The sequence below is a fragment of the Pseudoxanthomonas sp. genome (genome assembly GCF_051953815.1).
GTDB lineage: Bacteria > Pseudomonadota > Gammaproteobacteria > Xanthomonadales > Xanthomonadaceae > Pseudoxanthomonas_A.
This window is the reverse complement of sequence record NZ_JBQCIJ010000049.1, coordinates 18,414-34,821: the sequence shown is the minus strand read 5'-3', so window position 1 is coordinate 34,821 and position 16,408 is coordinate 18,414. Positions and strand designations below refer to the sequence as shown.

Here is a 16,408-nt window from a genome sequence, read left to right as displayed (position 1 = left end):
GTTGGCCTGGCGGGCGGAGTCGGCGTTCTGGCGCACGGTGGAGGTGAGTTCCTCCATGGAGGCGGCGGTTTCCTCCAGGTTGGCGGCCTGCTGCTCGGTGCGGCGGGACAAATCCGCATTACCCGAAGCAATCTCGCCGGCGGCGGTGTTGATGGCGGTGGAGGCGTCCTGAATCCGGCTGACGATGTCGGTCAATTGCGCCACGGTGGCGTTGGCGTCGTCGCGCATGCGGGCGAACATGCCCTGGAACTCACCGTCCATCCGCACCGTCAGATCGCCTTGCGACAACGCGGAGAGCAGCGTGGAGACACGCGCCAGGATCTCCGCGTTGGCGTCCAGCAGGGCGTTGATGCGCTCGGACAGGTTCAGGAAGAACCCCTGCTTGCCCGCCGTGCCGATGCGTCCGGTCATGTCGCCGGCGGCCGCGGCCTGGACGATACGGGTGACCTCTTCCTCGACCTCCACTTCCGCCGTGCGATCGGACCACTCGACCACGAAGCCCAGCCGGCGACCGCCGTCGTCGACCACCGGATTGATGATCAGCCGCATGACCCGTCCCCCCACGTTGATCTGGGCCTGATGGGTGCCGCGCAGTTCCGCGAGCAGGCGCGACTGGTGCTCCGGGCGCCGGTGGAAGATGTCGATGCTGCTGCCGATCAGCGTGGACACGTCGAAGCGCGGCACGTCGCGGCGGATCTGCTCCTCCACCTGCGACAGCATCGCCATCAGCGGTCGGTTGGCGTAGACGATGTTGCGGTCGGCGTCGGCGATCATCACGTTGGCGGTGACCCCGTCCAGCGCGGTGCGGATGCGCAGGTTCTCCTGTCCGGCGGTGCGCTCGTGATGCAGGCGCTGCTGCAGCTGGCCGCTCATCGACACCAGCGCGGTGGCCAGCGAAGCGGGCGGAAAGGCCATCCGCGCGATCTCTTCCGGCACCGGCTTGTCCGCCGCCACGTCGCGCGCCAGCGCGGTCAACCGGCGCGGCCCGTAGCCCAGCCACAGCAACTGCCGGCGCAACTGCACCGCCATGATCACCAGCAGCACGGTCTCCACCACCACGTAGGCGGCATGCAGCAGGACGATGCCGAATCCGCTGCCGGCCGGGAACACCGGCACCGGCCATCCGGACTGCTGCATGAAGAAAAACGCCACGTGGTGCACCGCGATCGCGGCGGCCGCGACCACGATCGGCACCCAGTCGCGGTAGTACAGCAGCAGCGCGATCATCAGGATCACGCCGAAATGCGCCTCGACCATGCCGCCGGACTGGTGGATCAGCACCGCCGACAACACCATCAGCACCAGCGCCATCGTCACCCGGCTCAGGCGCGTCCCGGGAAACAGCCGCGCCTGCAGCGCGGCGACCGCCACGCTGGGCAGCGCGACCATCAGCACCGGCGTCCACTGGCCATTGCGCAATGCAAGCAGCAGGCTGATCACCCCCAGCGCGGCGGCCAGCCACAGGAAGATCCGGTCGGCATCCGCCGCCAGTTCCTCCAGGTACGCGTAGCGTTCACGGCCGACGAGGCCGCCGTCGTTTCGAAGCGAATGGGTGGCGGTGGACATGCGATTCTCCTTATCGACACGGACAAGCGGATCCGCTGACGAGCGCGCGGGGCGCTTCCTCGCGGTGGAAAGACAGGTAGCGGCTGGCCAATGGCGCGCGCGCGGGACCGGCGCACAGGCCAACTGGGCGCGCGGGGCCGGCGTAACGCAGATGGCCGTCCGCATCCAGGGCGATCAGGGCATGAGGCAGATCGGCGTCGGCGACGCCCGGCAGTTCGATCCAGCGGATCCGGCGCGCCCGCACGGCTTCGCGCACGCGGCGCGTGTCGTCGGCGTCGTCGCAGGAACACGCCGAAGGCAGATGGAAGACCACCGCCATGCCGCGATGGCGATCGACATCGACCCGCGCGCGCAGCGCGGTCAGCAATGCCGCGGCGTCGGAGGCGGGCGAGGCGCGCACGCCGCCGGTTTCCAGCCTGGCCAGCGCCGGCACCATCGCGCCCAGCCACAGCACGAGCAGGCCCGGCCCTGTCCAGGCGGGTGCGATCCTTCGCGATGATGCGGCGGTGGATTCCATTGCCGGCCCTCTCCCCAGGGCATCAATGGGTCATCTGGCGTCAGTCCCAGATCCCACGCATCGACCTTGCAACCGGAATCTTTATTACCTTCGCGACGCCGCGCCGTGGCTGGCTTCAGCCCAGCAGGCGCATCACCAGCCAGTTGATGGCGCCGCCGCCGAGCAGCAGGAACGCGAACAGGCTCAGCGCCAGCAGCAGCGGTTTCACGCCGGCCTGGCGGATCGCGCCGGCGTGGGTGCGCAGGCCCAGGGCGGCCATCGCGGTCGCCAGCAGGACGGTGTCCAGCTGGACGATCATCGCGACCCATGTGGCGGGCAGCAGGTGCAGCGAATTGAACAGGCTGACCACGATGAACATCACCGCGAACCACGGGATCATCAGTTTCGGCCGCGCGCCGTCCGCACCGGCGCCCGACCCGGCGCCGAGGCGCGCGGACAGGATCAGCAGGAACGGCGCCAGCAGCATCACCCGGATCATCTTCTCGATCACCGCCACCGAGGCGGCCGATTCGCTGACGGCCTTGCCGGCCACCACGACCTGCGCGACTTCGTGGATGGTGGAACCGGCATACACGCCATAGGCGTGGGCGTCGATGCCCAGGTACGGATACAACGCCGGATACAGGAACATGCCGACGGTGCCGAACACCACCACCGTCGCCACCGCGACCGCCACCTTGTGCGGCTGCGCCTTCACCACCGGTTCGGCCGCCATCACCGCCGCCGCGCCGCAGATCGCGCTGCCCGCGCCGATCAGCATCGAGGTCTCGCGATCCAGCTTGAACAGGCGCGTGCCCAGCCATACCGCCAGCAGGAACACCGAAGCCACCACGATCACGTCGATCACCAGGCCGGCCATGCCGACCTGGGCGATGTCCTGCACGGTGACCCGGAAGCCGTACAGCACGATGCCCAGGCGCAGCAGGGTGCTCTTGGCGAAATCCACGCCCGGCGCGGTGCGCGCGGCGATGCGCGGGAAGAAGGTGTTGCCGGCCACGATGCCCAGCAGGATGGCGGCGGTCAGCGCGCTGATGCCCCAGCCCTGCACGGTCGGCAGGCCGGCCAGCCACAGGCCCGCAGCTGCCAGCAGCGCGGCCAGGCCGAGGCCCAGCCACCAGCCGGACTGGCGGTGCGGCGCGGATACGGAAGACAGGGACTGGCTGGACATCGGGGAAAACCGGAAACGCGGACGGGAAGGCGGAAGGCGCGGGCGGGGACTCCCGCCGACGGACGGCACCTTAGTCCCGCCCCCGGAATGAGTCCAATGCATATAATTCCCTCATGCATGAATATTCCTCATTCACTTAATCTCCATCTGCTGCGGGTGTTCGTCGCCGTGGTCGAGCAGCAGGGCTTCTCCCGCGCGGCCGAGACGATGTTCATCACCCAGTCGGCGGTCTCCAAGGCGGTCCGCGAGCTGGAGCACCAGCTCGATCTGCCGCTGATCGATCGCGCCTCCGGCGGCGCGCGCGGCATGCGCGCGATCCGGCTGACCGAGGGCGGACAGGCGCTGTACGAACACGCGCGCGGCATCTTCGCGATGGAGCGGATTGCCCTGGAGGACATCCGCGAGCGGGTCGGCCTGCGCAAGGGCGAGCTGCGCATCGGCGCCAGCACCACGGTGGCCGGCTACTGGCTGCCGGTGCACGTGGCCGGCTACGCCCGCCGGCATCCGGACATCCGCACCCGGGTGATGGTCGCCAACACCGCCCAGATCGCCCAGGCGATCATCGACTGCACCGTCGACGCGGCGTTCGTGGAGGGCCCGGTGGACGACCCGCGCATCGACCGGCGGGTCTGGCGCGAGGAAGCGCTGGTGGTGATCGCGCCGGACGATCTGGCCGGCAGCGGCAGCCGGCTGGCCTCCGCCGCCAGCCTCAGCGAACAGACCTGGCTGCTGCGCGAGGAAGGCTCCGGCACGCGCCGGGTGGCCGAGCGCCTGCTGCAGGCGCATGGCATCACCCCGAAGCACCAGGTCGAGATCGGCAGCAACGAGGCCATCGCCCGCGCGGTGGCCGCCGGCGCCGGCGTCGCCATCCTGCCTTCGGTGGTGGTGGAGGATCTGATCGCGATGCGCCGCGTGCGCACGCTGTCGCTGGATGGCCAGGCCGCGCTCAGTCGCCGCCTGTACCGGCTGGAACTGCTCAACCGGCGCCGTTCCCCCGCGCTGGAGGCGTTCCTGGCGCAACTGCCGGGCGATTGAAGCGGGCCCGGCCGGGTCCGCGAATTTGATCGCAAGGCGCGGAGTGTCCGCTAGGCTGACGGGACTGAAGATGGCGTCGTCCCCCCGACACGCCCTTGCCGCCATGAACGCATCCTCGCCTTCCCTTCCGCGCGCCGCCGCCGACGCCATCCAGGACGACCCCCGCTGGTCCGCCGTGCTGGCGCGCGACCCGGCCGCCGACGGCCGCTTCGTCTACGCGGTCCGGACCACCGGCGTCTGGTGCCACCCCAGCAGCCCCTCGCGCCTGCCGCGACCGGAGAACGTGGTGTTCTTCGACACGCCCGAGGCCGCCGAGGCGGCCGGCTACCGGCCCAACCGACGGGCCGCGGCCGATCGCGCCGCCCTGGCCCGCCAGCACGCCGAACGCGTGGCGCACGCCTGCCGGCAACTGGAGAACACCGACGAACCGCCTTCGCTGGCGCAACTGGCCGAAACCGCCGGCATGAGCCCGTACCACTTCCACCGGGTGTTCAAGACGGTGACCGGGGTGACCCCGAAAGCCTACGCGCTGGCGCAGCGCGCGCGCCGCCTGCGCGAGGGGCTGGAAGGCGACACCTCGATCACCGACGCGATCTTCGACGCCGGCTTCGGCTCCAACAGCCGCTTCTACGAAACCTCCAACCAGCGCCTGGGCATGCGCCCGAAGGATTGGCGCGCGGGCGGCGCGAACACCGACATCCGCTTCGCCATCGGCCAGTGCTCGCTCGGCGCGATCCTGGTCGCGCGCAGCGAACGCGGGGTCTGCGCGATCCTGCTGGGCGAGGATCCGGAGGCATTGGCGCGGGATCTGCAGGACCAGTTTCCGCGCGCGCGACTGATCGGCGGCGACGCCGGCTTCGAGGAATGGGTGGCGCGGGTGGTCGGTTTCGTCGAAGCGCCCGGCATCGGCCTGGATCTGCCGCTGGACGTGCGCGGCACCGCCTTCCAGGAGCGCGTGTGGCAGGCATTGCGGCAGATTCCGCCGGGCAGCACCGCCAGCTACGCCGAGATCGCCCAGCGCATCGGCATGCCGCGCGCGGTGCGTGCGGTCGCGCAGGCCTGCGGCGCCAACCATCTGGCGGTCGCCATTCCCTGCCACCGCGTGGTCCGCAGCGACGGCGCGCTGTCGGGCTACCGCTGGGGCGTGGATCGCAAGCGCGAACTGTTGCGCCGCGAAGGCGCGGCGTGACGCGGTTCCGGGCGGGCCCCGCCCGGCGTGCTACGTTCGCGCCCTCTCCATCACGAGGACGCGGCATGCGGACGATGTGGACACGCGCGGCGGGCGCGATCTGCCTGGGACTGATGGCGTTGCCGGCGCTGGCCGCGACGCCGGCGGAGGTCGGCGAACGCGCCTTCGCCGATGTGGATCCCTTCATCGGCACCGGCGGCGAGGGGCATACCTTTCCCGGCGCGACCGTTCCGTTCGGCATGGTCCAGCTCAGTCCCGACACCCGCATCCAGCCGCGCAAGGATGCCTACGGCTGGGCCGCCGGCTATCGCCACGACGACCGCACCATCGTCGGCTTCTCGCATACCCATTTCTCCGGCACCGGCCACTCGGATCTGGGCGACGTGCTGCTGATGCCGATCAGCGGCGAGGTGAAGCTGGAACGCGGCAATCCCGACCAGCCCGGCAGCGGCTACACCTCGCGCTTCCGCCACGAAGGCGAGATCGCGCAGCCCGGCTACTACGCCGTCAGCCTGGACGACTACGACGTGCGCGCCGAACTCACCGCCACCGCGCGGGTCGGCGTGCACCGCTACACCTTCCCGCGCGGCAAGCCGGCGCACGTACTGATCGATCTGCGCACCAGCCTGTACGACTATCCGGGCAAGGTGCTGTGGTCGCGGTTGCGCCTGCGGCCGGACGGCACCGTCACCGGCTTCCGCGAGACCCGCGGCTGGGCGCCGGGGCGGCAGTTGTATTTCGCCCTGCGGTTCTCGCGGCCGGTCCAGGGCCGGCAACTGCACGACACCGAGCAGGACGTGGCCTACAAGGGCTTCCCGCCGCCGGGCGAGAAGGATCCGCGCCAGCGCGCGCAGATCGAGGGGCGCCAGATCGTGGCCGCGTTCGATTTCGCGGACACGCCGGGTCCGCTGCTGGTCAAGGTCGCGATCTCGCCGGTCAGCGAGGACAACGCCATCGCCAACCTCGATGCGGAAGTGCCCGGCTGGGATTTCGACGGCGTGCGCGCCGACGCGCGCCGGCAGTGGGCGCGGGCGCTGGGCGCGATCGAGATCGATGCGCCGGCGCCGCAGCGGCGCGGCTTCTACACCGCGCTGTACCACACGCTGCTGGGCCCGACCCTGTTCATGGACAGCGACGGACGCTATCGCGGACCGGACAACGCGGTGCACCAGGCCCAGGGCTTCACCCACTACTCGACGTTCTCGCTGTGGGACACCTATCGCGCGCTGCATCCGCTGCTCACCCTGGTGCAGCCGGAACAGCGCAGCAACGATTTCGTGCAGTCGCTGCTGGCCGCGCGCCGGCACAGTCCTTATGGCGTGCTGCCGGTGTGGGCGTTCCACGGCCAGGAGACGTGGTGCATGATCGGCTACCACGCGGTGCCGGTGATCGCCGACGCCTATATGAAAGGCATCCGTGGCTATGACGCCAACGAGGCGCTGGAGGCGATGGTCGCCAGTGCCAACTATGGTCCCTACGACGGCATCGCCCAGTACCGCGAACTGGGCTACGTGCCGATCGACGAGGAAGGCGAAGCCGCGTCGAAGACGCTCGAATACGCCTTCGACGACTGGACCATCGCACGGGTGGCCGAAGCGATGGGACGCAAGGAGGTCGCGGCCGAGTTCAACCGGCGCGCGGCCAACTGGAAGCACGCCTTCGATCCGGCCACCGGCTTCATGCGCGCGCGCAAGCGCGACGGAGCGTTCCGCGAGCCCTTCGATCCCGCCGCCAGCGGCTACGGCAGCGACTACACGGAAGGCAACGCCTGGCAGTACTCCTGGTACGTGCCGCAGGACGTGGCCGGACTGGCGCGGGCGCATGGCGGCGAGGACAAGCTGCTGGCGCGGCTGGACGCGGTGTTCGAGGCCAAGGTGGATCCGAAGATCTTCGCCCACATGGAGGACATCACCGGGCTGATCGGCTGGTACGCGCACGGCAACGAGCCCAGTCATCACGTCGCCTACCTGTACGCGCACGCGGGCCAGCCCTGGCGCACCCAGGCGCGGCTGGCCGCGATCATGGCCAGCCAGTACGCGCCGCGCCCGGATGGACTGGCGGGCAACGACGATCTCGGCCAGATGTCGGCCTGGTACGTGTTCACCGCGCTGGGTTTCTACCCGGTCGCGCCGGCCAGCAACCAGTACGTGATCGGCCGGCCGTTCCTGCCGCGCGCCACCCTCAACCTGCCCAACGGCAAGCGCTTCACCGTGATCGCCGAGGGCCTGGACGAGGCGCATCCCTACATCGGCCGCGCGACCCTCGACGGCAAGCCGCTGGATCGCGCGTACCTGGAGCACGCCGAAATCCTGGCCGGCGGCGAACTGCGCTTCACCATGCAGGCGGAACCGAACCGCGAATGGGGGCGCGATGCGCGTCCCTATTCAATGAGCGAATGAGGGGACGCGACAAGCGTCCCTATTCGATGAGTGAGTGAAGGGACGCGGCGCGCGCGTCCACTCGAAAGGCCGAACCGGGACGCGACCCGCGTCCCGGTCGCAGGGGCGGCGGAACCAGGATGCGCCGCCGACGTTGCGTCAGAAGCCCCGCGAGAAGCCGACCATCACCGTGGCGCCGCCATTGGCGTCGCGATCGATCAGCGGGCTGTCACGCAGCGCGGACGGCAGCCGGCGGTACTCGGCGCTGGCGATGAACAGCCACTTCTCCGCGAACGGCCGCAGCACGGTCAGGCTGGCGTGGGGCACGGTGACGCTGCCGGGCCGGTAACGCACCACGCCGCGCGCGATTTCCTCGTCCAGGGTGCCGTAGTAGTAGTCGGCCAGATCCGAGGACAGCCAGCGCACGCCGATGCCGGGGATCAACTGCCAGTGACCGGCCTGGAACGGATGCCGATAGGCGAGCGAAGCCTGGTAGCCCTCGCTGGTGCCGGTGACGTCGGCGCGCGCGTCCAGTTCCAGTTCGCCGGCCGCGCCGCGCCAGCGCGCGCTCATGCCCATGTCCAGGGCATCGTCGCGATCTTCCAGCAGGCGCCGATCGATGCCGCGCTCCGCCAGTTCCGGAATGCCGAAATCATCGGCGTCGATGCCGTCGAAACGTCCGGCGACGTAGCCATCCAGCGCGAAGCTCTCGCGCGAGAACAGATGCATGCCCGCCTGCACGCCGCGCCAGAAGAAGCGCTCGCCCTCGTACGACACGTTCGGAAACACCAGGGTGCGATCATCCTCGCCCGCATAGACGCCTTCGCGGCTGGCGACCGCCAGTCCGGCGCGCCAGCGCGATGCCGACGCCTGCCCGGCCTCGCGGTTGGATTCGGATACGACCTGCGCGGACACCGGTGCGACGGCACCGGCGAGCAGGCCCAGGAAAACCAGGGGACGGAACGGCGACATGCGGACTCCTGCGGGATGGCGTGGGGGACACGCGGGGAGCGCACGATAGGCATGGCCGCTTTAAACCGGCTTTAATCCGGCGCCGGGATCGCGGACGCGACCGTCGCCGGGTTTTCACGGGACGGTCATGCCGGGGCGGTCAAGAATCGGCGCACGCCCCCCGGAGTCCAGCCATGGAATACCTCCGCAGTTCCCACGGCGCCGTCAGCCTTGAGCGTGCGAGCCAGCAGGTCGCCGCCAGCCTCGCCCGCGACGATCCTCCCGAGATTTCCGAGGACTTCGAGGCCTTCAGCCGGCAGGATTTCCAGCGGCGGATACGCCTGCATCCGGATCTGGCCTGGAACGACGCGTGCCGCGCCTACGCGCTCGCGCTGGCGACCCATGCGAGCCACGGGGGCCGCATCGACGCGGAGGTCGACGCCGAACTGGAGATGCGCTGGGACCTGCTGCCCAGTCCGCCGAACGCGGACTGGTCGGTCGCGCGCGGCTTGATTCTCGGCGCCTGGCGCTGGCTGTCGCAGCGGGACGATCCCTCCGGCTGATTGCGGCGGTGCGCCCCGCGCACAACCTTCAGACCGGAGGCGGCGCCTGCGGCGCGATCACCGGAGACCGCGCGTGCGCGGTGGCCGGCATGCGGCAGGCCTGCATGCGTCCGCCCATCCGTTCCCACACCGCGGCGACGATCGTCATCACCGTCTCGCGATCCAGCCGTTCGCCGGGCGGCAGCTGGCGCTCGTACGCGCCTTCGATGCGATCGCCCAGCGCGTCCAGCGGTTCGCGATGCCATTGCAGATAGAGGTCGTAGGCGAACCGGAAGGTCGGTTCGAAACGGCGGAACGCGGTGTGATCGTGGCGCCCGGGCACCGGGCCGCAGTGCTGCCACCGCTGCAACTCGGCCTCGACATCGATGACCTCGCACTTGCCTTCCTGGGTGAGTCCTTGCAACAACATCCTTCTGCCTCCTTTCTCCGGCGGACTCCCCCAATATCCGCGCGCAACATGACAGGAACAGCAGAAACAACGCATTTCACGACCGAACACCGGTCGCCGGAGGGACCGTTCGTCGGAAATGCGTCGTGAAGGCGCGATGACGCCAATGCTCGAGCCCGGTATCGGTATCGTGGTCACGCTTTTCCACCCCGGCCTTTCACTGGAGTCGTCCGATGCTGAAGAAAGTGGCGTTCACCATGTATCCGATCCGCGACGTCGCGCGCGCCCGCGATTTCTACGAGAACGCGCTGGGCCTGCAAGCCGGTTCGGTCGGCAACCAGGGCGAGCGGTACTGGCTGGAATACGATCTGCCGGGCGGCGGATGCCTCGCGCTCACCAATTTCATCGAGGATCAGCCCAGCGCCACCGCCGGCGGCACGATTGCGTTCGAGGTGGAGGATCTCGATGCGCTCATGGCGCGACTGAAGGCGCGCGGCGTGGCGTTCCGCAGCGACGTCATCCACAGTCCGGTCTGCCGGATGGCGGTGTGCGAGGACAGCGAGGGCAATTCGATCCTGCTGCACCAGCTCAAGCCGCGGGCGAACGCCTGAACCGTCGCGGCCGCGCCGCCCGCGCGCGGGATCTCAGTATTTGAGGTTCAGCTCGGTGACGTGCGCGCGATTGGCTTCGTAGAGATCCTGGAATTCCTCTTCGGTCAGATCGTCGGACGCGTAGATGGACACCGGCTCCCAGGCGTGGTCGGTCGGCTGCGGCGTGCGGGGTCCGGCCTTGCGCGACAGCACCTGGCCACGGCGTTCGACCAGTTCGGGCAGATCCTCCCAACGCTCGCGCTCGAAATCGTTGGTGCCGTACAACAGGATCACGTCGTTCATCGCCTTGCCACCACTCGTTCGGCCGGAACCGGCAAGTCTAGGGCGCCGTTCCGGCATTGCAACGGGCCGCGCGCAAAGCTGCGTGCCAGCCATGACACGTTTTGGATGTCACGCCGGTCCGCGCCGTGCCGTCATCGCCTGCAACAGGCTGCCGGCGATCATCGCGGCGACGAAAGCCAGCGCGGTGTCCACGCCGGCGGCCGCGCCGACCAGTGCCGGCCCCGGACAGTAACCCGCCAATCCCCAGCCGACGCCGAACAACAACGCGCCCGTCACCAATGGCCGATCGATCGCCTGCGACAGCGGCAGCTGAAAGCGTTCGGCCAGCACGGGCCGGGGACGCCGCAGCACCAGGCGAAACGCGATCAGCGTGGTCGCCACCGCGCCGAACAGCACGAACGCCAGGCGCGGATCGAAATCGCCGGTGACATCGAGGAACCCCAGCACGACGTTCGGATCGGTCATGCGCGAGAGCGCGAGTCCGGCGCCGAACAGCGCGCCCGCCAGCCACGCCGCGATCCAGCGCTTCACGCCGCGCCTCCGGACAGGTGCCGGGTCACGTAGACGGTGACGAGCGCCGAGGCCATGAATACCAGCACCGCGACCAGCGAGCGCAGCGACGCCCGACCCAGTCCGCACACGCCATGCCCGCTGGTGCAACCGTTGCCCAGCCGGGTTCCGAAACCGACCAGCACACCGGCCAGCAGCAGCACCGGCATGCTCGCCGGTGAAGCGGCGGACTGCCCGGTCAGTTTCATCACCCCGACGCCGCCCCCGGCCAGTCCCAGCAGGAATGCGATTCGCCAACCGCGCTCGCCCGCGATCCGGGTGGCCAGGCCGTTGACGATGCCGCTGACGCCGGCGATGCGACCGTTGAACAGCAGCAGCGCGGTGGCGGCCAGGCCGATCAGGACGCCGCCGGTCCATGCCGAGAACAGGCTCACGAGCGGCGCCCCAGCTGATTGAGCGGCAGGCGCAGATAGGCGATTCCGTTGTCGTCGCTCGCGGGCAGGCGCCCGCCGCGGATGTTCACCTGCAACGCCGGCAGGATCAGGCGCGGCACCGGCAGCGTCGCGTCGCGCGCTTCGCGCAGGGCGACGAACTCGGCTTCGCCGCGCTGGTTGCCGACATGGATGTTGCCTTCGCGCTGCGCCGCCACGCTGGTCTCGGCGCGAGGTTCGCGCCCGGCCGGATAGTCGTGGCACAGGAACACGCGGGTCGCCGGCGGCAGGCCCAGCAGCGTCTGGATGGAGGCGTACAGCTTGCGCGCGCTGCCGCCGGGAAAGTCGACCCGCGCGGTGCCGGTTTCCGGTGCGAACAGGGTGTCGCCGATGAACGCCGCATCGCCGATCACATAGGTCAGGCTGTCATCGGTATGGCCGGGCGTGGCGATCACGCGCACTTCCATGCCGCCCACCGGCAGGCGCTCGTCCTCGCGCAGCAAGCGATCGAACTGGTGGCCGTCGGCGACGAAGTCGTCGCCCAGGCCGAACAGCGCCTTGAAGCGCGCCTGCACCTGCACGATGCCTTCGCCAATCGCCAGCGGCGCGCGCAGCGCATCGCGCAGGTAGCCGCCGGCGCTGAGGTGATCGGCATGCGCGTGGGTTTCCAGGATCCACTCGACCTTCAGGTTGCGCTGGTGGACATGGGCGAGCACCGCGTCGGCCGATGCGGTCGACGTGCGCGCGCTGGCGGCGTCGTAGTCGAGCACCGGATCGATGATGACCGCGGCGCCGCCGTCGCTCTCGGACACCACGTAGGTGAAGGTATTGGTATCCGCGTGGAAGAAGCTCTCGACGCGGGGGCGGACGGAGGTGCTGGACATGTCCGGTTCCTTGCCACTTATTTAAGTATTTGCTAAATTAGCATTGCCTTAAATTCAATTCAAGCCACGACGCCCCGGACACGACCCGCCATGCCCGCCCCTACCGATATGCAACGCATGGCCCGGCACGCGGAGGACGCGGCCGGACTGCTGAAGGCGCTGGCGCACCCGGCGCGGCTGCTGGTGATGTGCCGGTTGCTGGAAGGCGAAGCCAGCGTTTCGGACTTGCAGGCCCTGACCGGGCTGTCGATGTCGGCGCTGTCGCAGCATCTGGCGGTGTTGCGCGAAGCCGGCCTGGTCGGCAACCGGCGGGTGGCCCAGTCGATCCTGTATTCGCCGCTGCCGGGTCCCGCCTCCGGCGTCATGCAGGCGCTGTACGACGCCTATTGCGCGCCCGCCGCGAAGACTTCCCGCGCGCGCCGCAAATCCTGACCATTCCCCGGACGCCGTCGCCGCTCACAACCAGCGACGCACCCGCCCGCGGTAATCCGCATACGCCTGCGGAAACCGCGCCGCGAGCACGCGTTCCTCGGGACGGATCTGGAAACGGGTCACCCACGCCAGATAGAACGCCACGCCGATCAGTCCGGGCGGATGGCCAAGCATGCTGGCCCAGGCCAGCAACAGCAGCGCGTGGCCCAGGTACATCGGGTTGCGGCTGAAGCGATACGGTCCGGTCATAACCAACTGGCGGACGGCGTGCGGACGCAGCGGATTGACGGTGGTGCCGGCGCGGCCGAACCACCACTTCGGCGCCAGGTTCAGGGCCAGCCCGGCGATGGCCAGCAACGCCGCCAGCCACGCGGCGCCCGGCCACGTCCACCGCAGCGCGGGCGACAGGCGCGCCAGGCCCCACATCAGGCCGGCGGCGAACAACAGGACGACAGGAGGCGGGACGCGGGTTTCCAGCACGTGGGGCATCGTGGATCCAGGAAGGGAAACCGCCGGCATCCGACGCGGACGCCGGCGGCCCTCTCCTATACCAGCATTTCCAGCAACGCGCAGATTGCCTGGCGCTTGCGCGTCGGCAACCGGCGCAGCAGCACCAGCACCCGGGCTTCCACGTCGTCCAGCACCTGTCCGGACGAGGCCACCGCCGGCACCTCGAACACCGGATGGTTGCCGGCTTCTCCGCGACCGGTCGCCAACCACTCGAATGGCACGTGGGTGGCCACCGCGATCAAGGTGAGGTGTTCGAGGCTGGGATGGGTGCCGCCTTCGCGTTCCCATTGTGTGACGGCGCTCCGCTTTACACCCGCTCGTTGCGCCAGTTCCGCCTGCGACAGGTTGGCCAGGACGCGCGCACGTCTGATGCGCAATGCCATCGGAATCATCAGGAGCTCCTTTCCCGCATGGGACCAAAAGTCAGTGTTGCTGCCCCACAAGTGACACTGCCCGAAACTTGGCCGGTTCCGCTTGCCTCCCCTCTCGCGCCAAGGTTCACCGCCGCGAAATGAAACGACTGGCAAGCGACTCTTACTGCAACCGCATTCCTTCGTCGTTGCTAACGCCACGATCACGCATTACTAACGACGCCGGGGAATGTAACGACAGCGCGCCCATCTATCAACGGCATCCGTCGCACTGTCCGCACACCGGATCGATCGCCCCAGGCGTAATCCGGGATCCAAAAAAACGAAAACGATTTCAGACGGACTTGTACATCGACTACGGGGGGTAGTTTGATGGATACGAAGGGCTTCGTGCGGACGTGTTTCCGCCACTTTTTCCTGGTCACCCTGCTGACCGTCGCGACCCTGGCGGTCGCTCCCGCGCCGTTGAAGGCGCAGACCGGCTGCACCACCGGCGCCTGCATCTCGGCGGGGCCGCGGCTGGTCTCAGTGGACAGCACCCAGGGACCGGTGCTCAACCTGCTGCTGCAATCGCTGCTGCCCGGCACCACGGTCAACGTCTCCGTGCTGGACTGGAACGCGCTGGCCGGCTCGGACATCAACCTCAACGCGCTGATCACCCGGCTGGGATTGAACCTCGGCATCAGTGACACCAGCCAGGTGCTCAACACCAACATCACCCTGGCGCAGTTGCAGCTGGCGATGGTGCAGGTACTGCAGGCCGACGGTCAGACCGCCGCCGCCAATGCCTTGAACGCGCTGCCGCTCAACGTCGCCGGCCTGACCGGCCAGATCCGCCTGGCCGATCTGCTGCAGATCAGCCTGCCGCAGGGCTCGCTGGCGGACATCGATCTGGACGTGCTGGATCTGGTCACCGGTTCGGCCCAGCTCTACAACTTCCGCAACGTGCTGACCACGCCCACGCCGATCGCGGTCAACACCGCGGCGCTGGGTCTGACCGGCGTCGCCAACCTGCAATTGTGGCTGCAGGTGGTGGAGCCGCCGGTGATCGTGTGCGGGCCGCAGGGAAGTTCGTTCCACAGCAGCGCCATCCGCATCAAGCTCAATGTCGACGTGCTGCAGGGTTTCAATACCCAGGCGATCATCAACGCGCTCAACGCGGCCGGCCTTGGCCTGACCAACATCACCCTGACCGCCGACGTGCTCAAGCTCCAGCTGTACGCCGACGTGGCGCGCGCCGAGGGCACGATCACCGCGATCGACTACGTGGCCGGCGCGGTGAGCTTCCAGGCGCGTCCCGGCCTGGTGAACTTCTACATCGGCACCATCGCCGACAGCATCTTCTTCAACCGTTCGCGGGTGGTGACCAACGCCGACGTCTCGCCGGTGGTGATCAACAACCTGCAACTCGGTTTCCGCCTCAACCTGCTCGGCGTCGGCCTGCTGGACGTGCAGGTCCCGCTGTCGGTGACCGGACGCGCGGCCGCGACCGGATCGCCCGCGCTGCAGAACTTCACCGTCAACGCGCCCTTCCCGCAGACGCGCACCGCCAGCAGCGGCACCGTCAGCGCGGGCACGCTGATCGTGGATCTGCTCAACAACCTGGATCTGGAGGTCAGCCGCGGGACGCCCGTCGTCACCCTCAATCCGCCGCTGCTCCCTCCCGTCGTGATCGCGCTTCCGGCCGCGCTGGTGCCGATCCTGGACACCATCGTCGACACCGTGGAAGCAACCCTGCAGAGCGCGGTGGTGCCGCTGCTGCAACCGGTGCTGACCGCGTTGCTCGGCGGACTGGTCGACAACCTGCTGGCGCTGCTCGGCATCCGCGTCGGCAACGCGGTGTTCACCGTCGAAGGCGTGAGCCGTTCCTGCGTCGCGACCCTGGCGCTGGCCAAGATCCTGGCGCCCACCACCGATCCGGGCCGCTTCAATCTCAGCATCAGCCAGGGTGCCACCACGGTGGCCTCGGTCAGCAACGTCGGCAACAACGGCAGCACCGCGCCGGCGCTGACCACGCCCGGATTGAGCTACGACCTGGCCGAGACCGCGGGCACCGGCACGCTGCTGAGCAGCTACACCACCACCTGGGCGTGCACCGATCAGAACGGCACCGCGATCAGTTCCGGCAGCGGCGCCACCTTCAGCCTGACCGCGCCGGCCGCCGGCGCCAATCCGGTCAGCATCACCTGCCGGATCACCAACAGCCGCGCCTTCCGTTCGGATGTCTCGGTGACCAAGAGCGACGGCTCCGGCACCTACACGCCCGGCGGCAGCGCCAGCTATGTGATCACCGTGTCCAACGCCGGCCCCGACGCAGTCAGCGGCGTGGTGGTCAACGACACCCTGCCCAACGGCGCCCGACTATCCGCGCCCTGGACATGCGTGGCGACCGGGGCGGGCAGCAGTTGTCCCGCCAACGGCGGCGCGGCGGGCGACGCGGCGATCAGCCTCAGCGTCAGCCTGGACGCGACGGGCACCGCGACGATCACCGTCCCGGTCTCGTTCAACGCCGACCCCGCGGCCTACTGAACGCGCGCCATCGATGCCCATGGCATCGCACCGAACTCACCTGCACGACCCGCTTGCACGCGCATCCGATGCCGCAAGCCACCGCGAGGAACG

At 69.1% G+C, this 16,408-nt stretch carries 18 protein-coding genes; 7 read left to right on the top strand and 11 right to left on the bottom strand.

The window, feature by feature from the left end; translation table 11 throughout:
- The 3 genes from ACTHN1_RS15650 to ACTHN1_RS15640 all read right to left on the bottom strand — a co-directional run.
- Positions 1 to 1,566 (bottom strand): methyl-accepting chemotaxis protein (locus ACTHN1_RS15650; protein ID WP_440471865.1); only part of this gene is annotated, 1,566 nt, incomplete at its 3' end.
- A 10-nt stretch (positions 1,567 to 1,576) separates the two neighbouring features.
- The gene (locus ACTHN1_RS15645; RefSeq protein ID WP_440471864.1) at positions 1,577 to 2,083 is read right to left on the bottom strand and encodes a hypothetical protein; all 507 of its coding nucleotides are present in this window, start codon (positions 2,081 to 2,083) and stop codon (positions 1,577 to 1,579) included.
- A 115-nt stretch (positions 2,084 to 2,198) separates the two neighbouring features.
- Positions 2,199 to 3,251 (bottom strand): YeiH family protein, encoded by a 1,053-nt coding sequence (locus ACTHN1_RS15640; protein ID WP_440471863.1) that lies wholly within the window; start codon positions 3,249 to 3,251, stop codon positions 2,199 to 2,201.
- Positions 3,252 to 3,368: 117 nt separating this feature from the next.
- Here ACTHN1_RS15640 and ACTHN1_RS15635 point away from each other — a divergent pair, with 117 nt between their 5' ends.
- The 3 genes from ACTHN1_RS15635 (at position 3,369) to ACTHN1_RS15625 (ending at position 7,874) form a co-directional block, all read left to right on the top strand.
- Positions 3,369 to 4,286, top strand: coding sequence for a LysR substrate-binding domain-containing protein (locus tag ACTHN1_RS15635; RefSeq protein ID WP_440471862.1), 918 nt, complete (start codon positions 3,369 to 3,371; stop codon positions 4,284 to 4,286).
- A gap of 103 nt (positions 4,287 to 4,389) precedes the next feature.
- Positions 4,390 to 5,475 (top strand): bifunctional DNA-binding transcriptional regulator/O6-methylguanine-DNA methyltransferase Ada, encoded by a 1,086-nt coding sequence (gene ada, locus ACTHN1_RS15630; RefSeq protein ID WP_440471861.1) that lies wholly within the window; start codon positions 4,390 to 4,392, stop codon positions 5,473 to 5,475.
- 74 nt (positions 5,476 to 5,549) lie between these two features.
- Complete coding sequence (locus ACTHN1_RS15625; protein ID WP_440471867.1) at positions 5,550 to 7,874, top strand: GH92 family glycosyl hydrolase; 2,325 nt, start codon at positions 5,550 to 5,552, stop codon at positions 7,872 to 7,874.
- 138 nt (positions 7,875 to 8,012) lie between these two features.
- Here ACTHN1_RS15625 and ACTHN1_RS15620 read toward each other — a convergent pair whose 3' ends face one another.
- The gene (locus ACTHN1_RS15620) at positions 8,013 to 8,825 is read right to left on the bottom strand and encodes a MipA/OmpV family protein (RefSeq protein WP_440471860.1); all 813 of its coding nucleotides are present in this window, start codon (positions 8,823 to 8,825) and stop codon (positions 8,013 to 8,015) included.
- A gap of 173 nt (positions 8,826 to 8,998) precedes the next feature.
- Between ACTHN1_RS15620 and ACTHN1_RS15615 the strand changes: the two genes are divergently transcribed.
- The gene (locus ACTHN1_RS15615; protein WP_440471859.1) at positions 8,999 to 9,367 is read left to right on the top strand and encodes a hypothetical protein; all 369 of its coding nucleotides are present in this window, start codon (positions 8,999 to 9,001) and stop codon (positions 9,365 to 9,367) included.
- A 28-nt stretch (positions 9,368 to 9,395) separates the two neighbouring features.
- On the opposite strand, the gene ACTHN1_RS15610 is transcribed toward ACTHN1_RS15615, so the two are convergent.
- The gene (locus ACTHN1_RS15610) at positions 9,396 to 9,776 is read right to left on the bottom strand and encodes a hypothetical protein (RefSeq protein ID WP_440471858.1); all 381 of its coding nucleotides are present in this window, start codon (positions 9,774 to 9,776) and stop codon (positions 9,396 to 9,398) included.
- A gap of 212 nt (positions 9,777 to 9,988) precedes the next feature.
- Here ACTHN1_RS15610 and ACTHN1_RS15605 point away from each other — a divergent pair, with 212 nt between their 5' ends.
- Complete coding sequence (locus ACTHN1_RS15605; protein WP_440471857.1) at positions 9,989 to 10,366, top strand: VOC family protein; 378 nt, start codon at positions 9,989 to 9,991, stop codon at positions 10,364 to 10,366.
- A 33-nt stretch (positions 10,367 to 10,399) separates the two neighbouring features.
- Here ACTHN1_RS15605 and ACTHN1_RS15600 read toward each other — a convergent pair whose 3' ends face one another.
- From ACTHN1_RS15600 to ACTHN1_RS15585, 4 genes are all read right to left on the bottom strand, one after another.
- Positions 10,400 to 10,648 carry a hypothetical protein gene (locus ACTHN1_RS15600; RefSeq protein ID WP_440471856.1) on the bottom strand — a complete coding sequence of 83 codons (249 nt, stop codon included), beginning with the start codon at positions 10,646 to 10,648 and terminating at the stop codon, positions 10,400 to 10,402.
- Positions 10,649 to 10,756: 108 nt separating this feature from the next.
- On the bottom strand, positions 10,757 to 11,179 hold the full coding sequence (locus tag ACTHN1_RS15595) for a DUF6691 family protein (protein WP_440471855.1): 423 nt from the start codon (positions 11,177 to 11,179) through the stop codon (positions 10,757 to 10,759).
- Positions 11,176 to 11,592: a YeeE/YedE family protein gene (locus tag ACTHN1_RS15590; RefSeq protein ID WP_440471854.1), complete on the bottom strand. Its 417-nt coding sequence runs from the start codon at positions 11,590 to 11,592 to the stop codon at positions 11,176 to 11,178. The genes ACTHN1_RS15595 and ACTHN1_RS15590 overlap by 4 nt, the downstream gene beginning before the upstream one ends.
- Complete coding sequence (locus tag ACTHN1_RS15585) at positions 11,589 to 12,473, bottom strand: MBL fold metallo-hydrolase (protein WP_440471853.1); 885 nt, start codon at positions 12,471 to 12,473, stop codon at positions 11,589 to 11,591. The genes ACTHN1_RS15590 and ACTHN1_RS15585 overlap by 4 nt, the downstream gene beginning before the upstream one ends.
- Before the next feature lie 108 nt (positions 12,474 to 12,581).
- On the opposite strand from ACTHN1_RS15585, the gene ACTHN1_RS15580 reads away from it, so the two are divergent.
- Positions 12,582 to 12,905, top strand: coding sequence for an ArsR/SmtB family transcription factor (locus tag ACTHN1_RS15580; RefSeq protein WP_440471866.1), 324 nt, complete (start codon positions 12,582 to 12,584; stop codon positions 12,903 to 12,905).
- Between the two features lie 24 nt (positions 12,906 to 12,929).
- Here ACTHN1_RS15580 and ACTHN1_RS15575 read toward each other — a convergent pair whose 3' ends face one another.
- Both ACTHN1_RS15575 and ACTHN1_RS15570 read right to left on the bottom strand, forming a co-directional pair.
- On the bottom strand, positions 12,930 to 13,394 hold the full coding sequence (locus ACTHN1_RS15575) for a methyltransferase family protein (RefSeq protein WP_440471852.1): 465 nt from the start codon (positions 13,392 to 13,394) through the stop codon (positions 12,930 to 12,932).
- A 56-nt stretch (positions 13,395 to 13,450) separates the two neighbouring features.
- Positions 13,451 to 13,807 carry a helix-turn-helix domain-containing protein gene (locus tag ACTHN1_RS15570; RefSeq protein WP_440471851.1) on the bottom strand — a complete coding sequence of 119 codons (357 nt, stop codon included), beginning with the start codon at positions 13,805 to 13,807 and terminating at the stop codon, positions 13,451 to 13,453.
- A 351-nt stretch (positions 13,808 to 14,158) separates the two neighbouring features.
- Here ACTHN1_RS15570 and ACTHN1_RS15565 point away from each other — a divergent pair, with 351 nt between their 5' ends.
- Positions 14,159 to 16,315, top strand: coding sequence for a hypothetical protein (locus ACTHN1_RS15565; protein WP_440471850.1), 2,157 nt, complete (start codon positions 14,159 to 14,161; stop codon positions 16,313 to 16,315).
- Positions 16,316 to 16,408 lie beyond the last annotated feature (93 nt).

Coding starts and splice junctions, on each gene's coding strand:
- ACTHN1_RS15645 (WP_440471864.1), bottom strand. CDS start 2,083: ATGGAATCCACCGCCGCATCATCGCGAAGGATCGCACCCGCCTGGACA.
- ACTHN1_RS15640 (WP_440471863.1), bottom strand. CDS start 3,251: ATGTCCAGCCAGTCCCTGTCTTCCGTATCCGCGCCGCACCGCCAGTCC.
- ACTHN1_RS15635 (WP_440471862.1), top strand. CDS start 3,369: ATGAATATTCCTCATTCACTTAATCTCCATCTGCTGCGGGTGTTCGTC.
- ada (WP_440471861.1), top strand. CDS start 4,390: ATGAACGCATCCTCGCCTTCCCTTCCGCGCGCCGCCGCCGACGCCATC.
- ACTHN1_RS15625 (WP_440471867.1), top strand. CDS start 5,550: ATGTGGACACGCGCGGCGGGCGCGATCTGCCTGGGACTGATGGCGTTG.
- ACTHN1_RS15620 (WP_440471860.1), bottom strand. CDS start 8,825: ATGTCGCCGTTCCGTCCCCTGGTTTTCCTGGGCCTGCTCGCCGGTGCC.
- ACTHN1_RS15615 (WP_440471859.1), top strand. CDS start 8,999: ATGGAATACCTCCGCAGTTCCCACGGCGCCGTCAGCCTTGAGCGTGCG.
- ACTHN1_RS15610 (WP_440471858.1), bottom strand. CDS start 9,776: ATGTTGTTGCAAGGACTCACCCAGGAAGGCAAGTGCGAGGTCATCGAT.
- ACTHN1_RS15605 (WP_440471857.1), top strand. CDS start 9,989: ATGCTGAAGAAAGTGGCGTTCACCATGTATCCGATCCGCGACGTCGCG.
- ACTHN1_RS15600 (WP_440471856.1), bottom strand. CDS start 10,648: ATGAACGACGTGATCCTGTTGTACGGCACCAACGATTTCGAGCGCGAG.
- ACTHN1_RS15585 (WP_440471853.1), bottom strand. CDS start 12,473: ATGTCCAGCACCTCCGTCCGCCCCCGCGTCGAGAGCTTCTTCCACGCG.
- ACTHN1_RS15580 (WP_440471866.1), top strand. CDS start 12,582: ATGCAACGCATGGCCCGGCACGCGGAGGACGCGGCCGGACTGCTGAAG.
- ACTHN1_RS15575 (WP_440471852.1), bottom strand. CDS start 13,394: ATGCCCCACGTGCTGGAAACCCGCGTCCCGCCTCCTGTCGTCCTGTTG.
- ACTHN1_RS15570 (WP_440471851.1), bottom strand. CDS start 13,807: ATGATTCCGATGGCATTGCGCATCAGACGTGCGCGCGTCCTGGCCAAC.
- ACTHN1_RS15565 (WP_440471850.1), top strand. CDS start 14,159: ATGGATACGAAGGGCTTCGTGCGGACGTGTTTCCGCCACTTTTTCCTG.